The sequence below is a fragment of the Roseibium sp. genome, from assembly GCF_965233565.1.
Classification (GTDB): Bacteria; Pseudomonadota; Alphaproteobacteria; order Rhizobiales; family Stappiaceae; genus Roseibium.
Window position 1 is genome coordinate 250,525 of record NZ_OZ247494.1, and the last position, 14,951, is coordinate 265,475.

14 protein-coding genes are annotated in these 14,951 nt (G+C 59.7%); all 14 read right to left on the bottom strand.

The features are described 5' to 3' along the window. Positions 1-86 precede the first annotated feature (86 nt). The 14 genes from flhA to fliF all read right to left on the bottom strand — a co-directional run bounded on the left by flhA (position 87) and on the right by fliF (position 14,895). Positions 87-2,177, bottom strand: a complete 2,091-nt coding sequence (flhA, locus tag ACO6TG_RS01135) for a flagellar biosynthesis protein FlhA (RefSeq protein ID WP_422376508.1) — start codon at positions 2,175-2,177, stop codon at positions 87-89. Positions 2,178-2,475: 298 nt separating this feature from the next. After that, positions 2,476-2,742 carry a flagellar biosynthesis protein FliQ gene (gene fliQ / locus ACO6TG_RS01140; protein WP_094070879.1) on the bottom strand — a complete coding sequence of 89 codons (267 nt, stop codon included), beginning with the start codon at positions 2,740-2,742 and terminating at the stop codon, positions 2,476-2,478. 14 nt (positions 2,743-2,756) lie between these two features. After that, the gene (flgD, locus tag ACO6TG_RS01145; RefSeq protein ID WP_094070880.1) at positions 2,757-3,152 is read right to left on the bottom strand and encodes a flagellar hook assembly protein FlgD; all 396 of its coding nucleotides are present in this window, start codon (positions 3,150-3,152) and stop codon (positions 2,757-2,759) included. 20 nt (positions 3,153-3,172) lie between these two features. Continuing rightward, positions 3,173-3,667: a flagellar biosynthesis repressor FlbT gene (gene flbT, locus ACO6TG_RS01150; protein WP_422376509.1), complete on the bottom strand. Its 495-nt coding sequence runs from the start codon at positions 3,665-3,667 to the stop codon at positions 3,173-3,175. A gap of 4 nt (positions 3,668-3,671) precedes the next feature. Then, complete coding sequence (gene flaF / locus ACO6TG_RS01155; protein WP_094070882.1) at positions 3,672-4,022, bottom strand: flagellar biosynthesis regulator FlaF; 351 nt, start codon at positions 4,020-4,022, stop codon at positions 3,672-3,674. Positions 4,023-4,073: 51 nt separating this feature from the next. Next, positions 4,074-5,120, bottom strand: a complete 1,047-nt coding sequence (locus tag ACO6TG_RS01160) for a flagellar hook-associated family protein (RefSeq protein WP_422376510.1) — start codon at positions 5,118-5,120, stop codon at positions 4,074-4,076. A 6-nt stretch (positions 5,121-5,126) separates the two neighbouring features. After that, on the bottom strand, positions 5,127-6,617 hold the full coding sequence (flgK, locus tag ACO6TG_RS01165; protein WP_422376511.1) for a flagellar hook-associated protein FlgK: 1,491 nt from the start codon (positions 6,615-6,617) through the stop codon (positions 5,127-5,129). Between the two features lie 32 nt (positions 6,618-6,649). Further along, complete coding sequence (locus ACO6TG_RS01170; RefSeq protein ID WP_094070885.1) at positions 6,650-7,924, bottom strand: flagellar hook protein FlgE; 1,275 nt, start codon at positions 7,922-7,924, stop codon at positions 6,650-6,652. Positions 7,925-8,092: 168 nt separating this feature from the next. Next, positions 8,093-8,650 (bottom strand): transglycosylase SLT domain-containing protein, encoded by a 558-nt coding sequence (locus ACO6TG_RS01175; protein WP_371681849.1) that lies wholly within the window; start codon positions 8,648-8,650, stop codon positions 8,093-8,095. Next, positions 8,616-9,926 carry a flagellar hook-length control protein FliK gene (locus ACO6TG_RS01180; protein ID WP_422376512.1) on the bottom strand — a complete coding sequence of 437 codons (1,311 nt, stop codon included), beginning with the start codon at positions 9,924-9,926 and terminating at the stop codon, positions 8,616-8,618. Before ACO6TG_RS01180 ends, ACO6TG_RS01175 begins: the two co-directional genes overlap by 35 nt. Further along, positions 9,916-11,151, bottom strand: coding sequence for a chemotaxis protein (locus ACO6TG_RS01185; RefSeq protein WP_422376513.1), 1,236 nt, complete (start codon positions 11,149-11,151; stop codon positions 9,916-9,918). Before ACO6TG_RS01185 ends, ACO6TG_RS01180 begins: the two co-directional genes overlap by 11 nt. Continuing rightward, complete coding sequence (locus ACO6TG_RS01190; protein WP_422376514.1) at positions 11,151-12,611, bottom strand: MotB family protein; 1,461 nt, start codon at positions 12,609-12,611, stop codon at positions 11,151-11,153. Before ACO6TG_RS01190 ends, ACO6TG_RS01185 begins: the two co-directional genes overlap by 1 nt. Then, positions 12,611-13,249: a hypothetical protein gene (locus ACO6TG_RS01195; RefSeq protein WP_422376515.1), complete on the bottom strand. Its 639-nt coding sequence runs from the start codon at positions 13,247-13,249 to the stop codon at positions 12,611-12,613. Before ACO6TG_RS01195 ends, ACO6TG_RS01190 begins: the two co-directional genes overlap by 1 nt. After that, a complete protein-coding gene (gene fliF, locus ACO6TG_RS01200) occupies positions 13,249-14,895 on the bottom strand; it encodes a flagellar basal-body MS-ring/collar protein FliF (protein ID WP_422376516.1) in 1,647 nt (548 codons plus the stop codon). The genes ACO6TG_RS01195 and fliF overlap by 1 nt, the downstream gene beginning before the upstream one ends. Between the last annotated feature and the right edge of the window lie 56 nt (positions 14,896-14,951).

The window sequence follows — 14,951 nt, forward strand, 5'->3', positions numbered from 1 at the left end:
CAGGCAGGCCCCAATTCGGCAGAACAGCAAAAACACGGCCAGCAGCACGGATGCACTGAAGGTGCTGAAAAAGAGTCCGCCCGAAATCACGACACGGTTCCAAGCGCGGAGACATCGACACCGCGGGCAATCTCCAGATGCGAAAGAACCGGCAAGGTTGGGAACATGCGCTCCACGATCATGCGCACATAAGGCCTTGCATCCGGTGCGGCCACGATGGCAAAGCGGCTGCCCTGCTTCATGTGTTTCTTGACCGCATCGGACATCTGCGTGCCGAAATCCTCAACCAGCTGAGGCTCGATATCGAATTCTACAACATCGCCCTTGGCATCGCGCTTCAAGGCATTGTGAAAGGCGAGATCCCAGCGGTTGCCGAGCCGGAGCACCTGCAGCGGGCCGCCTTCGGCGAGATCGCCGCAGATCTGCTGGGCAATGCGCATGCGCACATGTTCCACCACCTGTTCGGAGCGGCGTACATGCGGCACGATTTCGGCGATCGCCTCCAGGATCAGGTTCAGATTGCGGATCGACACCCGTTCGGCCAGCAGAAGCTTGAGAACCGCCTGCAGACCGGAAAAGGAAGTGTGCGCCGGGCAGATGTCATCGAGCAGCTTCTGGTATTCCGGGTCCAGCCGGTCGAACAGTTTGCGCATGTCCTTGTAGGACAGGAGTTGCGGCAGGTTGTTGCGGATCACTTCGCTCAGATGTGTCAGGATCACGGTGATGTTTTCCGCAGGCATCAGGCCGCGGCGCTTCAGTTCATCCTTGTAGGCCTGGGGCACCCAGTAGGCGGTCATGCCGAACGCCGGTTCGCGGGTCTCGTCTGCAGGCACCGGCAGTGCTGCATCGCTGTTCGGGATCACCAGCAGTTCGCCGACCTTCAACTGCTGTGAGGTGATGATCGTGCCGTGGATCTTGATCTGGTAGCTTTTCGGGTCCAGCGTCAGACTGTCGGTCACCCTTATATCGGGCACGACAAAACCATATTGCTCAGCGAATTTCCGGCGCATCTTGGCAACACGCCTGGAGAGTTCACCGGTCTTGGTCATCAGGTCGGCCGACAATTGTTTGCCGAGAACCAGTTCGACCTCGGCCGATTTCAGCGTTTCCTTGACGGAATCCTTTTCTTCCAGCTTGGCCTGCTCTTCCGCCTCACGCTGTTTTTCCTCTGCAACCTTCTTCTGGGCCGCCATGCGCCTCGGGATGGTGTAGCCGATAAAACCCATCAGGCCGGCCAGCAGAAGGAAAGGCAGCATCGGCAGCCCCGGCATCAGCGCGAAGACGCCCATCAGGATTGCGGCCACAAAGAGAGCGCGCGGATAAGCGCCCAACTGGCCGAGAACGGCCTTGTCGGCTGACCCGCGCGTCCCGCCCTTGGAGACCAGGAGACCCGCTGCAAGAGAGACGATCAGTGCCGGGATCTGGGACACGAGACCATCGCCAACAGACAGTTTGGTGAAGACGTCCGATGCGCTGGCAACGGTCATGTCATAGCGCGTGACCCCGATAATGATGCCGCCGAGAATATTCACCGCTGTGATGATCAGGCCGGCAATGGCATCGCCGCGCACGAATTTGGAGGCACCGTCCATTGCACCGAAAAAGGAGCTTTCCTCTTCCAGTTCCTTACGCCGCCGCTGCGCTTCCTTTTCGTCGATCAGACCGGCGGAAAGATCCGCATCAATCGCCATCTGCTTGCCCGGAATGGCATCAAGCGTGAAGCGGGCGCCGACTTCCGCGATACGGGTCGCGCCCTTGGTGATGACGAGGAAGTTCACGGTCACCAGGATCGCGAAGACGATCAGACCGATGACAAAATCTCCACTCATGACGAATTGCGAAAAGCCGTTGATGACGTATCCCGCCGCATTCAGCCCTTCGTGACCATTGGCCAGGATCACCCGCGTGGTGGCGATGTTGAGCGACAGGCGCAACATGGTCGCGATCAACAGGATCGTCGGGAAGGACGAGAAGTCGAGAGGCTTCTGGATCCAGAGCGCCACCATCAGGATGAGTACCGACAGGGCGATCGACATGGCCAGGCCGATATCGATCAGGAAAGTCGGGATCGGCAGGAACAGCACCGCCAGGATGACAACAATACCGAGCGCAAAAGCAACGTCCCGGCGGCTGTCCGGCGCGCCCTCGGCAACCGGCGAAAGGGAGGTGTCTGTCATGCCGTTCCTCTGTTGCATGTCTATCGACTGGCAACCTCGCGCCCGAAGCTTGCGCGAGGCTTTTTGTGAGGCGGATAATCAGGGAGAAGTTTGTAGGGCTGCGCAGCAGCGGCAACGGACGTCACCTCGGACAAGTGCAGCGCAGAGCCGGGCCCTCTCGCAAAAACATTTGCCAAAGCCAGGGTGTTTTTTTCGAATAGGCAGCTGCGAAATTCCGCGTCTCTGGAATGCGCGCCCCCGGCTCGCCCCGGGGTAAAACCGAGGCTTTCAGCAACCCCCAGTTACATCAAGAAAATCGCTAGAATCCGGTTTCGATCCGGCTGTAAATCAATGTCGTCAGCGTATAGATCTGGCCGCCGATAAACGGACCGGCGACCACGATCATCACCAGAATGGCAACGATCTTGGGAATGAAGGTCAGGGTGATTTCCTGGACCTGGGTCAGGGCCTGCAACAGCGCAATGCCGATGCCGACGACCATGGCAGGCACAATGGCGGGGGCAGAGCCGACCAGGATCGTCCATATGGCGGACCTGACCAGGTCCAGGGCATCAACTTCATTCATCGGAATTTTAGTCCTCAGGAAATGGTTACACCTGGCCCAAGCAGAATGCCCTCACCATTGTCGAGACCGAGCACCGTGCCATCCGAATAGACTTCGACACGTTCCACAACACCGGTGGTCCCGCCCGGATCGGTGACCGTTCGCCCGATCAGGTCATCAACCTGACCGAAGGACATGTTGGTCAGCAGGGTTTCGAGCTTGGCATTGGTCTGGATACCCTGCTCGACTTGACTGAAGCTTGCGAGCTGAGACAGCTGCTCTGTGGCATCCATCGGATTGGTGGGATCCTGGTTCTGCATTTGCGCCATCATCAGCTGCAGAAACATGTCGTAGTCCACGGTCAGTTTCTGCTGCGCCGCAGCTGCTGATCCGGCGGCCTGCGTTCCCGTTACACCTTCAACGCTTGTCATTGGGGGTCTCCTTGAACTGTTCAGACGACAGCCAGTTGTGGTCCGTTGTGAAATCGGCTCGGCGCGGGCCTTGGCGCGCTCGCCGACGCGTTACCGCCCTGACCGTTCCGGTTGGATTGGCCCGCCTGGCTTTTTTCCGACATCATCAGGTTCGCTTCGATCGGATAAAGCGCCCGGACGACTTTCATGGCTTCAAACCAGCGCTCTGCCTTGGCCAGCTCATCGACCTCGTCGAGGCGCACCAGAATTTCCCGCGTCGAGAAGGCTGATTTCACCGACCCGAGCACAAGATGGAACATGTCCTGGACCGCGGGCGCCGACACCGGATCGATGATCATGGTCTGCAGAATGAAATAAAGCTGACGCAGCGGCGTTGTTGCATCCTCCGGCTGCAGCACATGGGCTTCCAGCAGAAAGACGGCATCATTCATGAGTTCGATGTTGGTTTTCTTGTCAGCCCGGATCACCGCGCCGTTGATGAACAGGCGCTCGCCCGCTTTCAGTCCGATTTTCATAAGTTTACCCGTCCAGGCTGTCGCGGATGATGGAGTTGATCTGGATGATGTCGGAGAAATCCTCCTGCTCCCACTGGCGCAGGGCTTCGACCTCTTTCAGCACCCAGATACCGACCGAGATCAGGTTGGCTCGTGTCTCGATGGGCAGTTCATTGGCGTCGTCCGCCAGGTGTTCCAGGAAGTAGCTCCAAAGCCGCCTTGTGTAGAACAGGGCGTCGACGGCTTCCGGCGACTTGACCCCGCGCTCCTTGGCGACATTGAGCTTGTCGATCACGATCGACATGGCCTCGTGTTCGTTGAGCCGCTGATCAGAGCAGAGATCATCCATAACCTCGGCATAGGACAGATTGTACATGGGCCCTCTCAAGCTTGAGTTTGATAAATCATGTCAGGCACTTGGCCGGTGTTACAGGTAATTGAGGATGCTGAGACCCTGCATCCGGGCTGTGACCGCATAGGTGGTTTCCAGCTGGGTCAGCGCGGTGTTGAGCCGAACCGAGGTCTCTTCCAGATTGACATTTTCCAGGTCGTTGACACGGCTGTTCAGGATGTCGGTCTGAACCTTGAGGCGCTCGCTGGCGAGGTTGACCTGTTCCTGGACATTGCCGAGCTTGCCCATCTCGCTGGTGACGCCGGCAATTCCGGTTCCCAGTTTCTCGATCGCCTTGTCGACAACCGTTTTCCAGGTGCCTGGATCAAGGTTCTCGTTGCCGAGGTCGGACATCATCGTGTAGGCGGCCGCCAGGTCGCGGAAAGCCTGTTCATTGGCACTGACCGAGCTGGTGACGGTTTCGCTGGCCGATATCCGGCTGACCATCACATTGTCGGACGCGCTCGACCAGGTGGCGCCCCAGGCAGGGTCCTGGAACATGGCGTCAAAGGCACCGTTGAGATAGGTGTCCATGGCCGCCGGCGTGATCGCCGAAACGGCGGGGTTTGCCTGCGTGATGCCGAACTCGGTCAGGAAAGCCGCATCGGCCGCAATCTTGTTCGGCGATGCCGGGTCGGCGTAGTCGGCGAGCGGTTCCTGGTCGGTGTTGATACCCGCGAACATGAAGTTGCCGTTGAGCTGCGTATTCAACCGGGAGGTCAGCAGTTCCATGTTGCCGATGGCATCGGCCTTCACAATGTCCGAACTGGAATCGTTCTCCCGCAACGCGACCAGCGTCGACAGGAAGTCCTGAGCATCGCTCAGGATATCATTCATGGCCGCCTGGCTGACATCGAGCCGCGAGGCCGCCAGCGCATTGGTGTCGATGATGCCGTGCAGAAAGTGAAACTCCGCGCGGATCGAGACAGCTTCACCGGTCCGCGTTCCAAGATCGAGACCCACGTCGTATTTGCGGCCGGAAGACAGTTCCACGCCCAGTTTCTGCACGAGACTGGCCTGGCTCTGGATCTGCCGGCGCGAGGCATCGGACAGTGAAATTGTTGAGATATAGGTGGTTTTCATGGCGCGTTACCTCGCTGCTGCCAGAAGGTCTTCAAGCATTGCATCGACGGCCGAGATCAGCCGGGTCGCGGCCGAATAGGACCGCTCGATCTCCAGGAGCAGGGTCATTTCCTCGTCGATATTGACGCCCGTCTTGTTGTTGAGATTTTCCGCAGTCCGACCAAGGATCACGCTTTGAACCTCGACATTGCTGGTCATGGTCTTGCGGCCGCTTTCCAGCCAGCTGACCGACGATGCCGCAAAGCCGCTCAAGGAATCTGTCGGATCAAGTTCAACGCCGGCATCAAAGACCGTGTCCTGATCAAAAGCGGAGACAAGCTCCTGCAGGCGATCGGAAAACCCGGCAGCGCCCGACGGATTGTAATTGTAATTCGGATCCAGCGGGTCGGAGATGCCGCCGTCCCGCAACCGATCAAGGCTGCCGCCCTGATCCGGGTCCGCATTGGCATTGACGGCAATTTCGGCCGCCAGTCCCGGTGACAACGTCGCCGCCGCGGGCATGCCCGGACCGCCGGACCAGGTGAAGAGACCCGCCTGGTCAGGCCCGCCGCCGCCACTCTGGTCACTTTCTGCGAAGGCTTCGATCAGCCCACGCGCGATTTCATCCAGCTGGCTTTGATAGGTAACCGCCACATCATCGCGTAATTCGGCCAGACCATGCAGCCGGCCGGACTTGATTTCCATCACTGCACCGGGACCGGCAACCGGGACACCGTCCACCGTGACTGTGTTGCCCACCGTCGTCGCGTCATAGACAACGGTCGGCTGGAAGGCCACTTCCCGCGCCGTTGTCTCGAACAGGGTCACGCCGCTGTCGGTATAGACAACGACATCCCCGTGGCTGCGGTTAAGCGTGGTGATGCCGATCTCTTCTGAAAGACTGAGCAACACCTGATCACGGCTGTCCAGGGCGTCGGTAACATCGGCCCCGGCCTGGGTCCCGCGGACAATCACGGAGTTGAGATCCTCCAGCTGGGTGAGCAGCGTGTTGATCTCCCGCACCGAGGTTGCCATGTCCGCATCGGCATTGGCGCGGACCTCCTGGACCAGTGCGGAGCCGGACTGCAATGTGCTGACCATGTCTTTTGACGATTGCAGCACGTCCTGCGCCTGGATGGCGTTGCCGGGATCGGATGCATAGGACTGCAGGGACAGTTTCAGCTCACCGAGCCTGGCAGCCGCAGACATCTTGTTCTGCGTGTCGCCTGTGGTTTCAGACATGCGCGTCAGGCCGGCAAGCACGGCTTCTTGCGACGTTCCGACCGAAGTCGACTGCAAAAGCGAAGAATAAAGCGCACTGTCGGTGACCCGGCCGATACCGTCGACCTTCAATCCACCGGTCTGACCGCTGTCGGTGTAGGTCTGGCTGAGAAGAACGGATTTTCGTGAATAGCCGGGATCCTGGGCGCCTGAAATATTGCGGGCGATTACCGAGGATTCCGTCTGCCGGGCCGCAAGAGCGGATTGGGCGACCTGAAGGGCGACTGACAAACTCATGATGAAAACTTTCCAGTTGGCAGCAGCGCCCGTTAGCGGACCAGGTTGACGAGCTGTTCGAGCAGGTCAGAACCGGCCTTGAACACCTGCGAGTTGGCCGTGTAGGTGCGCTGGGATTCGATCATGGAGGTCAATTCGTTGCCGAGATCGACATTGGAATCTTCAAGACCGCCGACCTTGATTTTTCCAAGCCCCCCCTCGCCCGCAAAACCGACGCGGACATCGCCTGAATCAAAGGACGGGCTGTAGACATTGCCTGAAAGCGGCGACAGCCGGTCCGGGCTCGGCACGTCGGCCAGCGGGATCTGGTAGATCGCGCGCCGGTCGCCATTGGTGTAGATGGCGTAAAGCGTTCCATCGTCGTCGAATTCGACATTTTTCACCGAGCTCGGTGCGTTGCCGTTGGCATCGACATTGGTCACGGTGAAATCGGCGTTCAGATAGGTCGACTGGTCGAGATCAATGTCGAAGGTTCCACCATTGGGAACCGTGATGTTGATGTCGGTCGGGCTGGCGCCGGTCAGATTGCCGGTCGTCACATCAAAGGTGAGCGTCTGGGTGTTCAGTGCCGGGGAGCTGTAGGGAAAGCCCCCGCCCGGCCCGGCATCCGCCGCGTCGTAGATGGCAACTTCCCAGTCTGAATCCGCCGCGGTTTCGGAAACCTTGGAATAGTAGACATCAAGTTTCACCTCATTGCCGAGATTGTCGTAGACGATCATCGACGTCTTGTGGGAATAGGTGGACGTTGCAGCGTTTGCAGACGGCAGATCCGCAGCCGGCACGATCGCGGCATCCTCACTCACATTCACGCGCAGGAAGGCCTCGCTGGTAGGCGTTGCTTCCAGCTGGTTTTGGGTGATGTTGATCCGCTCAAGACCACCAAGCCCGTTGGCAACCGTGGTCGGCGCCGTATTGCCGGTAATCGGGTACCCTTGCAGGTAATACCCGGCCGTGTTCAGGAGATACCCGTCACCGTCCGGAACAAAGTGACCGGCCCGCGTCAGAAAACTCTCGCCAGCCTCGTTGCCAACGACAAAGAAGCCGTTGCCGTCGACGGCCAGGTCGAGCTTTGACGTCGTGAAGCTGATATTGCCCTGCTTGGACACCTGGTACTGGGTGTGAGCTTCCACGCCGCCGGAGTTGAACGACCCGGCACCTTGCGAAACCACCAGCGAAGAAAACTCCGACTGGGCACGCTTGTAGCCGGTGGTGCTCGAATTCATGATGTTTTCGGCGACGGTGCCGAGTTTGCTCGATTGCGCATTCATGCCCGAAACGCCGCTGCGCATCACTCCGAAAAGGCCCATGACAGGTCTCCTGTGTCCAAATCAACTGGTCACAGTCAAACCGGCCTAACTTGTGCGAAGCTGTTCAGGCAGAATGTTTTTTCTTTCCATTCAAATACTTAATTGAGTAAAATTGTATCTATCAGGTACAGAGAAAGCATTGGCACTGAAGGTGCCAATGCTGATCTGTCAGGCGCCGCAAAATTGCTTGGATTTTTGTGTCCAGTTACCAAAACCGGAGGCAACCATGTTGCGGATCACGGTACACACGTAGCGTTTCTGCGCAGGATTGTTATTCGGGCCAGCGTGATAGCGCGCAACAGCCATCGTCCAGGACCCCTGCCGCTTGCGCAGATCCTTCAGGAACCTGGCCGCATATTGCACATTCGCACGCGGTTCCAGCATATGCTGCACCGAACGGAACTGGTCGCCGTGATAGTGGTGATTGATCTGCATGCAGCCGATGTCGATCAGCTTCTTGCCATGCTGGCGCGCTGCCAGAACGTCCTTTTCGGCCGCCGTCCTGCTTGGCGGAAACACCGATTTACCTTCAATGTTCAAGGCGTAGGGATAAAGCGAGTTGCGCCGCCCCGTTTCCGTCAAGCCAACCGCATATAGCACGCCGAGCGGAACCCGGTACTTCTGAGCTGCGGCAACCATTTCGCGTTCACAGACATTCTGGACCTCCGCGATGGCTGACTGCGAGCCGACACTAAAGATAGATGCCGTCAGACAGGCTGTTGCCAGTATCTTCCTCATGGGTGTTTCCTCTCGCTGTTTCACCTGACTGACCGCTATGCTCCTGCTGGTTCTGACCAGGTCTGTCCTGGTCCTGCCCGGACGCGTTACGGTCTGAATTCTGTGCCTGGCCCTCTGAAAACGCACCGTTGCCGGAGGTGTTCTGCCCCGAGCCCGCGGCGTTGCCTGCCGATGGTCCTGCCTGTACGGCGCCTCTGTCATCGGCAGCCTGGATCGTGATCGTGTCGGCCTTGAACCCGGTTGCCCGCAACATCTGGTCCAGCAATTGCCGGTCCTGTTTCAGGAGATCCGCCGTCTGCGGGTTGCTGGTTTGAAGCGTTACTTCAACGCTATCACCAACCATTCGAAGAGACACTTTCACAGTGCCGAGCTCATGTGGCGTCAGCTGGATATCCAGCGTTTTCAGCACCGGCCCCTCGGCCCTGTGGGTAACCCCGGCCTGCCCCTGTTGCCCGTCGGCGGACAGGGTTTTCAAGGCCGTGGCAATCTGATCGCCAACCTGTTGCGCCGGAGACAGGCGCATATTGGGGGCAAAATGCGTTTCCTGGCGCAGGATCTTGACCGTCCCAGATGCCTCTTCCGGAAGAAGCGACCGGCGGCCGGCTCCCGACAGAAGCGGATCGCCGACCGTCTCGGGCTCAACACCGAATTGCGCAAAGAGAGAACTCGTTCCGGTCCTGGCACCATCAGCTCCTTCAGGGCCTGGTGCTTGAGTTCCCGGCAGTGCTGCCTGCAAGTGAGCTGGCAATTGCGCCGATGGTTGCCCCGAACCTTGCGCGCCCCCTGCATTTCGAGCCGCCAACACCGCGTTTGCCGGCATCGAAACCGCTGCCCCCGCATAAAGGGCCGCATCGCCGCTTGGAAGGGTTTGCGGTGCCGACCGGTCTTCCTCTAGAGCGGAACCATCGCCAATGGCATCCCGGGCATGCATGTTGCTGGACACCTGGCGCAAGGCATTGACCAGGTTGGAAGTGGAATAGGCAACAGACGTGGACTGGCCTTTGTTGCTTTCAGCCGAGTTTGCGTTTGCCTCAGGCGTGTCGCCTGTTTCGGCGTTCGCCTGGTTCTGCCCCTGCCCGGACTGACGTCCGGACTGCTCACCACCGCCTTCGACCGGAGCCTCGCCGCGTTTCATGCCGTGCAGGACGGACTGGAAGGCAGCAGCAGCCTCCTTGGCCGACGCCTGTCCGCTGCCGCCCGAACCATCAGCTCCTGCGCCGGACTTCGGGGCAGCGGGTACCATGGCATGGGTGTTAACGCTCATCTTTGTCTCCCATGCTGCGCAAGGTCTGCTCACTGCGGTTCAAAAGAACTTCCGCCAGTTCCATATCTGCCGTGATCCAGTCGCGCTGCGCCGGGTCGGCCATGGTGCTGGCAACATTGAACTCGCCGATCACGTTTTCGGGCGGTTCGGGAAAATGCCGGACGGAATTGAGAACCACATAGACGCCATCCAGAACGGCACGATCTTCGTCGGATAGGATCCGAAGGTCGACGGACCAGAGCAGATCCCTGTTGGCTGTGATCATTTCCGGGTCGAGGCGGGTCGCCGCCAGATAGATTTTCAAAATCTCGTGTTCCTTGGTGCCCGCCACCGCAAGCGAGAGCGCTTCGCCGGTCGCCTTGCGGGCAACCTTAAGATGCCCAGCCAGGAGCGCTGAACGGGCCAGCCGAAGATAGAGGCCGCGGCGGCTATCGGCATCAAACTCGTGCAGGACGGGGTCCAGCAGCGCAAACTTGTCTTCGCTCTTGACGAAGCCGAGCGTATCGAGTGCAAGCGCAAAGCGGCGCCGGAAATCCCCCGCATAGACAGAACTCCTGAAGCGGCGCAGATACCGAATGCTGAGCACACGGAACCGGTCGACATCGGCCATCATGCCGGCCACGAACACTTCACGACGAAGCGCTGCTTCTTCGACCAGCGTGCCTGGCATCAACAGGCTGGCCACCTGCAACAGCTCCATGGCCTTGGCCGGTTCAGAGCGGATGTATGGTGCTGCTTTCACCAGAGCGACATGCCCGCCAAGGCTTGGCGGCAGCTCAAGCGGATCAATATCCTTAAGCAGCTCCAGCATGTCTTCTTCCCGCCCTTCCACATAAGCCAGCGAAGCCTCCATCAGCCGTCGGTCAATGGCCGGAAACGGCTCGAGTGCAAGCAGGTGCCGCATGACACGTGGATGTCCACCGCTCAACAGATGCACCACGGCGGCCCGTGCGTTGCGGGGCTCTTGCCAGAGATCCGCCGGCACCTTGAGGAACATGTCATCCATGTCTGCAAGGAGCGCCCGTTGTGCCTTCATGGCATGGCTGTTTCCTTGCGCGATCTGTTCCTGAAGCGTCTGCAGCGAGCGGATCATTTCAAAGGGCTGGCTTCTCTTGCCGGTTACTGTCGGCTCTGCCGCAAGGCCGCTTGAAAGCATGGCATTGCAGAGACCAACACCAAGAACCGCTGCCAGGAGAGCCGATTTGATCAGGGGGCCCAACCTCATCACTCGCCCCCCTCCAGCAGGTAGATCTCGATGCGGCGATTGCCGGCAGCAAAGGGATCGCCCGGGACTTTCAGATGACGGTCGGCCGAGCCTTCCACACGGTCAAACCGCGCCTGGTCGACCCCGCCCCGTGTGAGCATGTAGCGCGCCATATGGGCCCGGGCTGTCGACAGGCGCCAATTGTCATAGGTTTTGCTGCGGAACGGACGGGCATCCGTGTGCCCCTTGATCACGATCTGACCGGGCGTTTCCGCAACCACTTTGCCGATGCGCTCCAGCAACTTGACCAGTTCCGGGCGCGGTTCTGCCGAGCCGATCGCGAACATGCCGAAATTCTGGTCGTCCGTCAGGCTGATCAAGGTTCCATCCGCTTCGCGGCTGACCGTGATCAGTCCTGCGGTTTTCTCAAGGCTTGTGCCATCCGTTTCCGCCAGGACCTCGGACAGCCGGGCCACGAGCCGGTCGGTCTCCGGATCAGTCGACGTGTCGGCGCTCCCGGTCGACGGGTCTTCAAGACCATCTGCAACGGTCTGTTCGGAGCGCCCCATCACATGGGCCACCACGGGATCGATGCGGGAGCCGGTTTCAGAAAGCTGACTTGTGCCGGACTGACTCAGGTCCGATGTTCCCTCGCCGGCACCTGAAAACAGTTCCTCGTCTTCAGAAATGGCAGCAATTTGCGGCAATGCCTGTGTGTCCGTGATCCCGGCATCAAGCGGGTTGCCCTCATCATATGGCGCGCCGAAGGCCGCGTTTCCTTCAAGGTCCATGTTGCTCGCGGTCTGGCCCTGACCGGGCGTTCCAAGTGCGGCCGCCTCCGAACCGTCGACACCGCGCCCTGGGCGGAACTGCCAGAAAAGCGGGTCAAAGGGATCACGATAGGCTTGGCCACCCTGGGCACCTTCATGTTTTTGCAGGCCGGTACCGATGCCCTGGGGATTGTCTTCCAGCGTTTCGGCGACGCGGATCTTCTCTGCCAGTGTGTCCAGGACCGCATAGGGATCGGAAAACAGGATCGATTCCGCATGTGTCTGTGTGAACTGTCCGGAGACCGGAACACCACCGGTCTCCGGCGTTTCCTCAACCTCTTTCGCCTTGTGTCCGGCTTCGTGGCCGGATCCGAAATTGTCGTCCTGATCAACAGGATCCTCGGAGCCTCCAAGTTTGCCGGTAAACAGTTTGGTGCCGTTTTCGTTGGTGTCGCCGTTGATCTGCGGATCGTTCAGCCCCTTGCGATTGGGCGCGGTCGAGGCCAGCTTGACGGGATTGAAATACTGGGCCACGCCCCGGCGAACGCTGTCATCGGTCACGTTGATCAGCCACATCACCAGAAAGAAGGCCATCAGTGCAGTCATGAAATCCGCATAGGCGATTTTCCAGACGCCATGCGGCAGGTGGTCGTCTTCCCAGCTGTTCTTGCGCCGGACAATGACAACCTCGTTCGGAACCCCGTCCAGCATCACGCAGTCTCCCCGTCGATCATCTCGACTTGAGCAAGCCATTGGCTCAGCCGGGTTTCGATTGTGGTCTCGTCGATGAGAGCGACGAGTTCAACTTCGTCACCATGCTGGATATCGATGCGGTCCTTCAGCGTCGGCAACTGATCCACCACCCGTGAGACCAATGTTTCCGGTCCGCGCAGACGGATGATCTTGTCCTGATCATCTGCTGTCAGCTGGCGCAGGTTGCTTGAAAAGGCGGTGACCAGCTGGTCGACAATCCGTTCCTTCAAAAAGGGCTGCAGCAGTTTGGCGACCGAATAGGACAGGCGCTGCTCCAGAATATCGACAAAGCCCTCGATAGCGGCACCGATGTTGGCGGCCTCGCGCATGTCGAACCGGGTGCGCTCGTCTTCGAGCGCGCGGGCATGATCAGCGCGTTCCTGCTCCAGCAGCGCCTCGTAGTGAGCCCGCGTGCGTTCACTGCCCTCGGCAAGGCCGCGCTCGAACTCCGCCTGCAGGCGCTCCTCCAGGCTCGGTTCCGGCGGATGCTCGTCACAAGGTTCCAGAACGTCGGCCAGCGCGGCGTCATAGGCCCCAAAGGTCCTGAATTTCGGAACAGAAAGGACGGGAATGTGGGAGGCAACGGATGTCGACATTAGACGCGCTCCGATTCATAGAGCCACTGGCGCAGGATCGCAGCGGACTGTTCTTCGTTGAATTCCAGGAGGGATTCCAGCTTCCGCAATGCGGACTGATTGCGCTTGCTGTTCAGGTCCTGCAGCATGTCGGAATGATCCGGCGGCACCAGGAAGGCCTGTTCGCCGTCGTATGTTTCGTCCTGAACTTCGACGCCTTCCGGCAACATGCCGAGTTCCGCCATTTCCACCTGCGGCTGGGACACCTGCGGCACCAGTGCGGCGACTGCCGGCCGCAGGCCGAACCAGATCACCAGCATCGAGACTGTCAGAATGGCGAGCGCATTGATGATGTTGCCCGACTGGCGCAACAGGTATTCCGTGACGCTGATCGGCGGGATCGGCTCCAGGGCCTTGCCGCCATCGACGAAGTCGACCACAGATACCTTCACGTGATCACCGCGCGTGCTTTCAACGCCAGCGGAAGACGCAACCAGTGCTTCGATTTCCGTGAGCTGTTCCTGGATCTGTGCCTGGGTCGGCTCGCCGCCGAGCGACTGGGCCAACCGCGCCTTGTCCACAAGCACCGCGATCGACAGCCGGTCGACCTTGTAGCCGTCCTGCGAGGTTTCGATACGTTTAGACGAAATCTCGTAATTGACGGTCTCCTCGCGGCGTTCGTTTTCTTCACTCGATCGTTCGCCATTCTCTGAAGAAACATCTTCTTCCGGCAGATTCTGCTCCACCGTCGTCGGCGCGCGCACGCTCGAGTTCTGGGCATTTTCATTCTCACGGATGGTGCGCACGGAGCGCTCGATGCGGGAATCCGGGTCGAAGATCGTCTCGGCAATCGTCTTTCGATCGGTGTTCAGTTCAGCGGCGACGCTGACCTGGAAGTTCTCCAGCCCCAGATAGGGTGTCAGGGTCTTGCGGATGTTTTCCTGAATGCGGTTGCTGACAGCTGTCTCCAGGCTTGCCAGTTGTCCGGCCGACGCCTTGGTCGGGTCCTTGCCGGCCGCCAGGATACCGCCGGACGTATCCAGGACGGTCACTTTGCTGGCTTCCATGCCGGGAACACCCGCAGCCACCAGGTGCCGGATGGCGTCGGCGGTGCGCACGTCATCAGGCACATCCGAGCGGATCACCACGGAGGCAGAGGGGGGCTGCTGGTCCCTTCGGAAGGACCCCTTTTCCGGCAGCACGATATGAACGCGCGCGGCACGAATGCCTTTCATCAGCTGGATCGTGCGCGCCAGTTCCCCCTCAAGCGCCCGCACCCGGGTGACCTCCTGCATGAAGGAGGTCAGACCGAGCGATCCCAGTTCATCGAACAGCTCGTACCCGGAATTGGCGCCGCGCGGCAGGCCCTTTTCGGCAAGCAGCATGCGCGCCTTCGCGGTCTGGGCGTGGCTGACCATGACAGAACCGCCATCGGCGCTGATATCGAACTGGATGCCGGCATCGCGCAGCGCGGAGCCGATCCTTGTGACATCGTCCCCGTCGAGGCCCGTATAGAGGACCGTTTGCTCCGGTCGGCTCAGATAATAAGCGCCCGCGCCGACGGTCGCGATTGTAGCGAGCCCGATTAAGGCGAGCGCGACCAGTCGGCGCACGCCCAATTCCATCAAGTTTGCCCACAGTTTCTCGGCGTGTTCACGGCCCGGCATGCATAACCCCTTCATGCACGTATCACTTTGTTGCTGCCACTATCGGCAGCGGAGCT

What these genes read in the sequence shown, in the direction of transcription:
- flhA (WP_422376508.1), bottom strand. Translation starts at nt 2,177, where the DNA reads ATGACAGACACCTCCCTTTCGCCGGTTGCCGAGGGCGCGCCGGACAGC.
- fliQ (WP_094070879.1), bottom strand. Translation starts at nt 2,742, where the DNA reads ATGAATGAAGTTGATGCCCTGGACCTGGTCAGGTCCGCCATATGGACG.
- flgD (WP_094070880.1), bottom strand. Translation starts at nt 3,152, where the DNA reads ATGACAAGCGTTGAAGGTGTAACGGGAACGCAGGCCGCCGGATCAGCA.
- flbT (WP_422376509.1), bottom strand. Translation starts at nt 3,667, where the DNA reads ATGAAAATCGGACTGAAAGCGGGCGAGCGCCTGTTCATCAACGGCGCG.
- flaF (WP_094070882.1), bottom strand. Translation starts at nt 4,022, where the DNA reads ATGTACAATCTGTCCTATGCCGAGGTTATGGATGATCTCTGCTCTGAT.
- ACO6TG_RS01160 (WP_422376510.1), bottom strand. Translation starts at nt 5,120, where the DNA reads ATGAAAACCACCTATATCTCAACAATTTCACTGTCCGATGCCTCGCGC.
- flgK (WP_422376511.1), bottom strand. Translation starts at nt 6,617, where the DNA reads ATGAGTTTGTCAGTCGCCCTTCAGGTCGCCCAATCCGCTCTTGCGGCC.
- ACO6TG_RS01170 (WP_094070885.1), bottom strand. Translation starts at nt 7,924, where the DNA reads ATGGGCCTTTTCGGAGTGATGCGCAGCGGCGTTTCGGGCATGAATGCG.
- ACO6TG_RS01180 (WP_422376512.1), bottom strand. Translation starts at nt 9,926, where the DNA reads ATGAGCGTTAACACCCATGCCATGGTACCCGCTGCCCCGAAGTCCGGC.
- ACO6TG_RS01185 (WP_422376513.1), bottom strand. Translation starts at nt 11,151, where the DNA reads ATGAGGTTGGGCCCCCTGATCAAATCGGCTCTCCTGGCAGCGGTTCTT.
- ACO6TG_RS01190 (WP_422376514.1), bottom strand. Translation starts at nt 12,611, where the DNA reads ATGCTGGACGGGGTTCCGAACGAGGTTGTCATTGTCCGGCGCAAGAAC.
- ACO6TG_RS01195 (WP_422376515.1), bottom strand. Translation starts at nt 13,249, where the DNA reads ATGTCGACATCCGTTGCCTCCCACATTCCCGTCCTTTCTGTTCCGAAA.
- fliF (WP_422376516.1), bottom strand. Translation starts at nt 14,895, where the DNA reads ATGCCGGGCCGTGAACACGCCGAGAAACTGTGGGCAAACTTGATGGAA.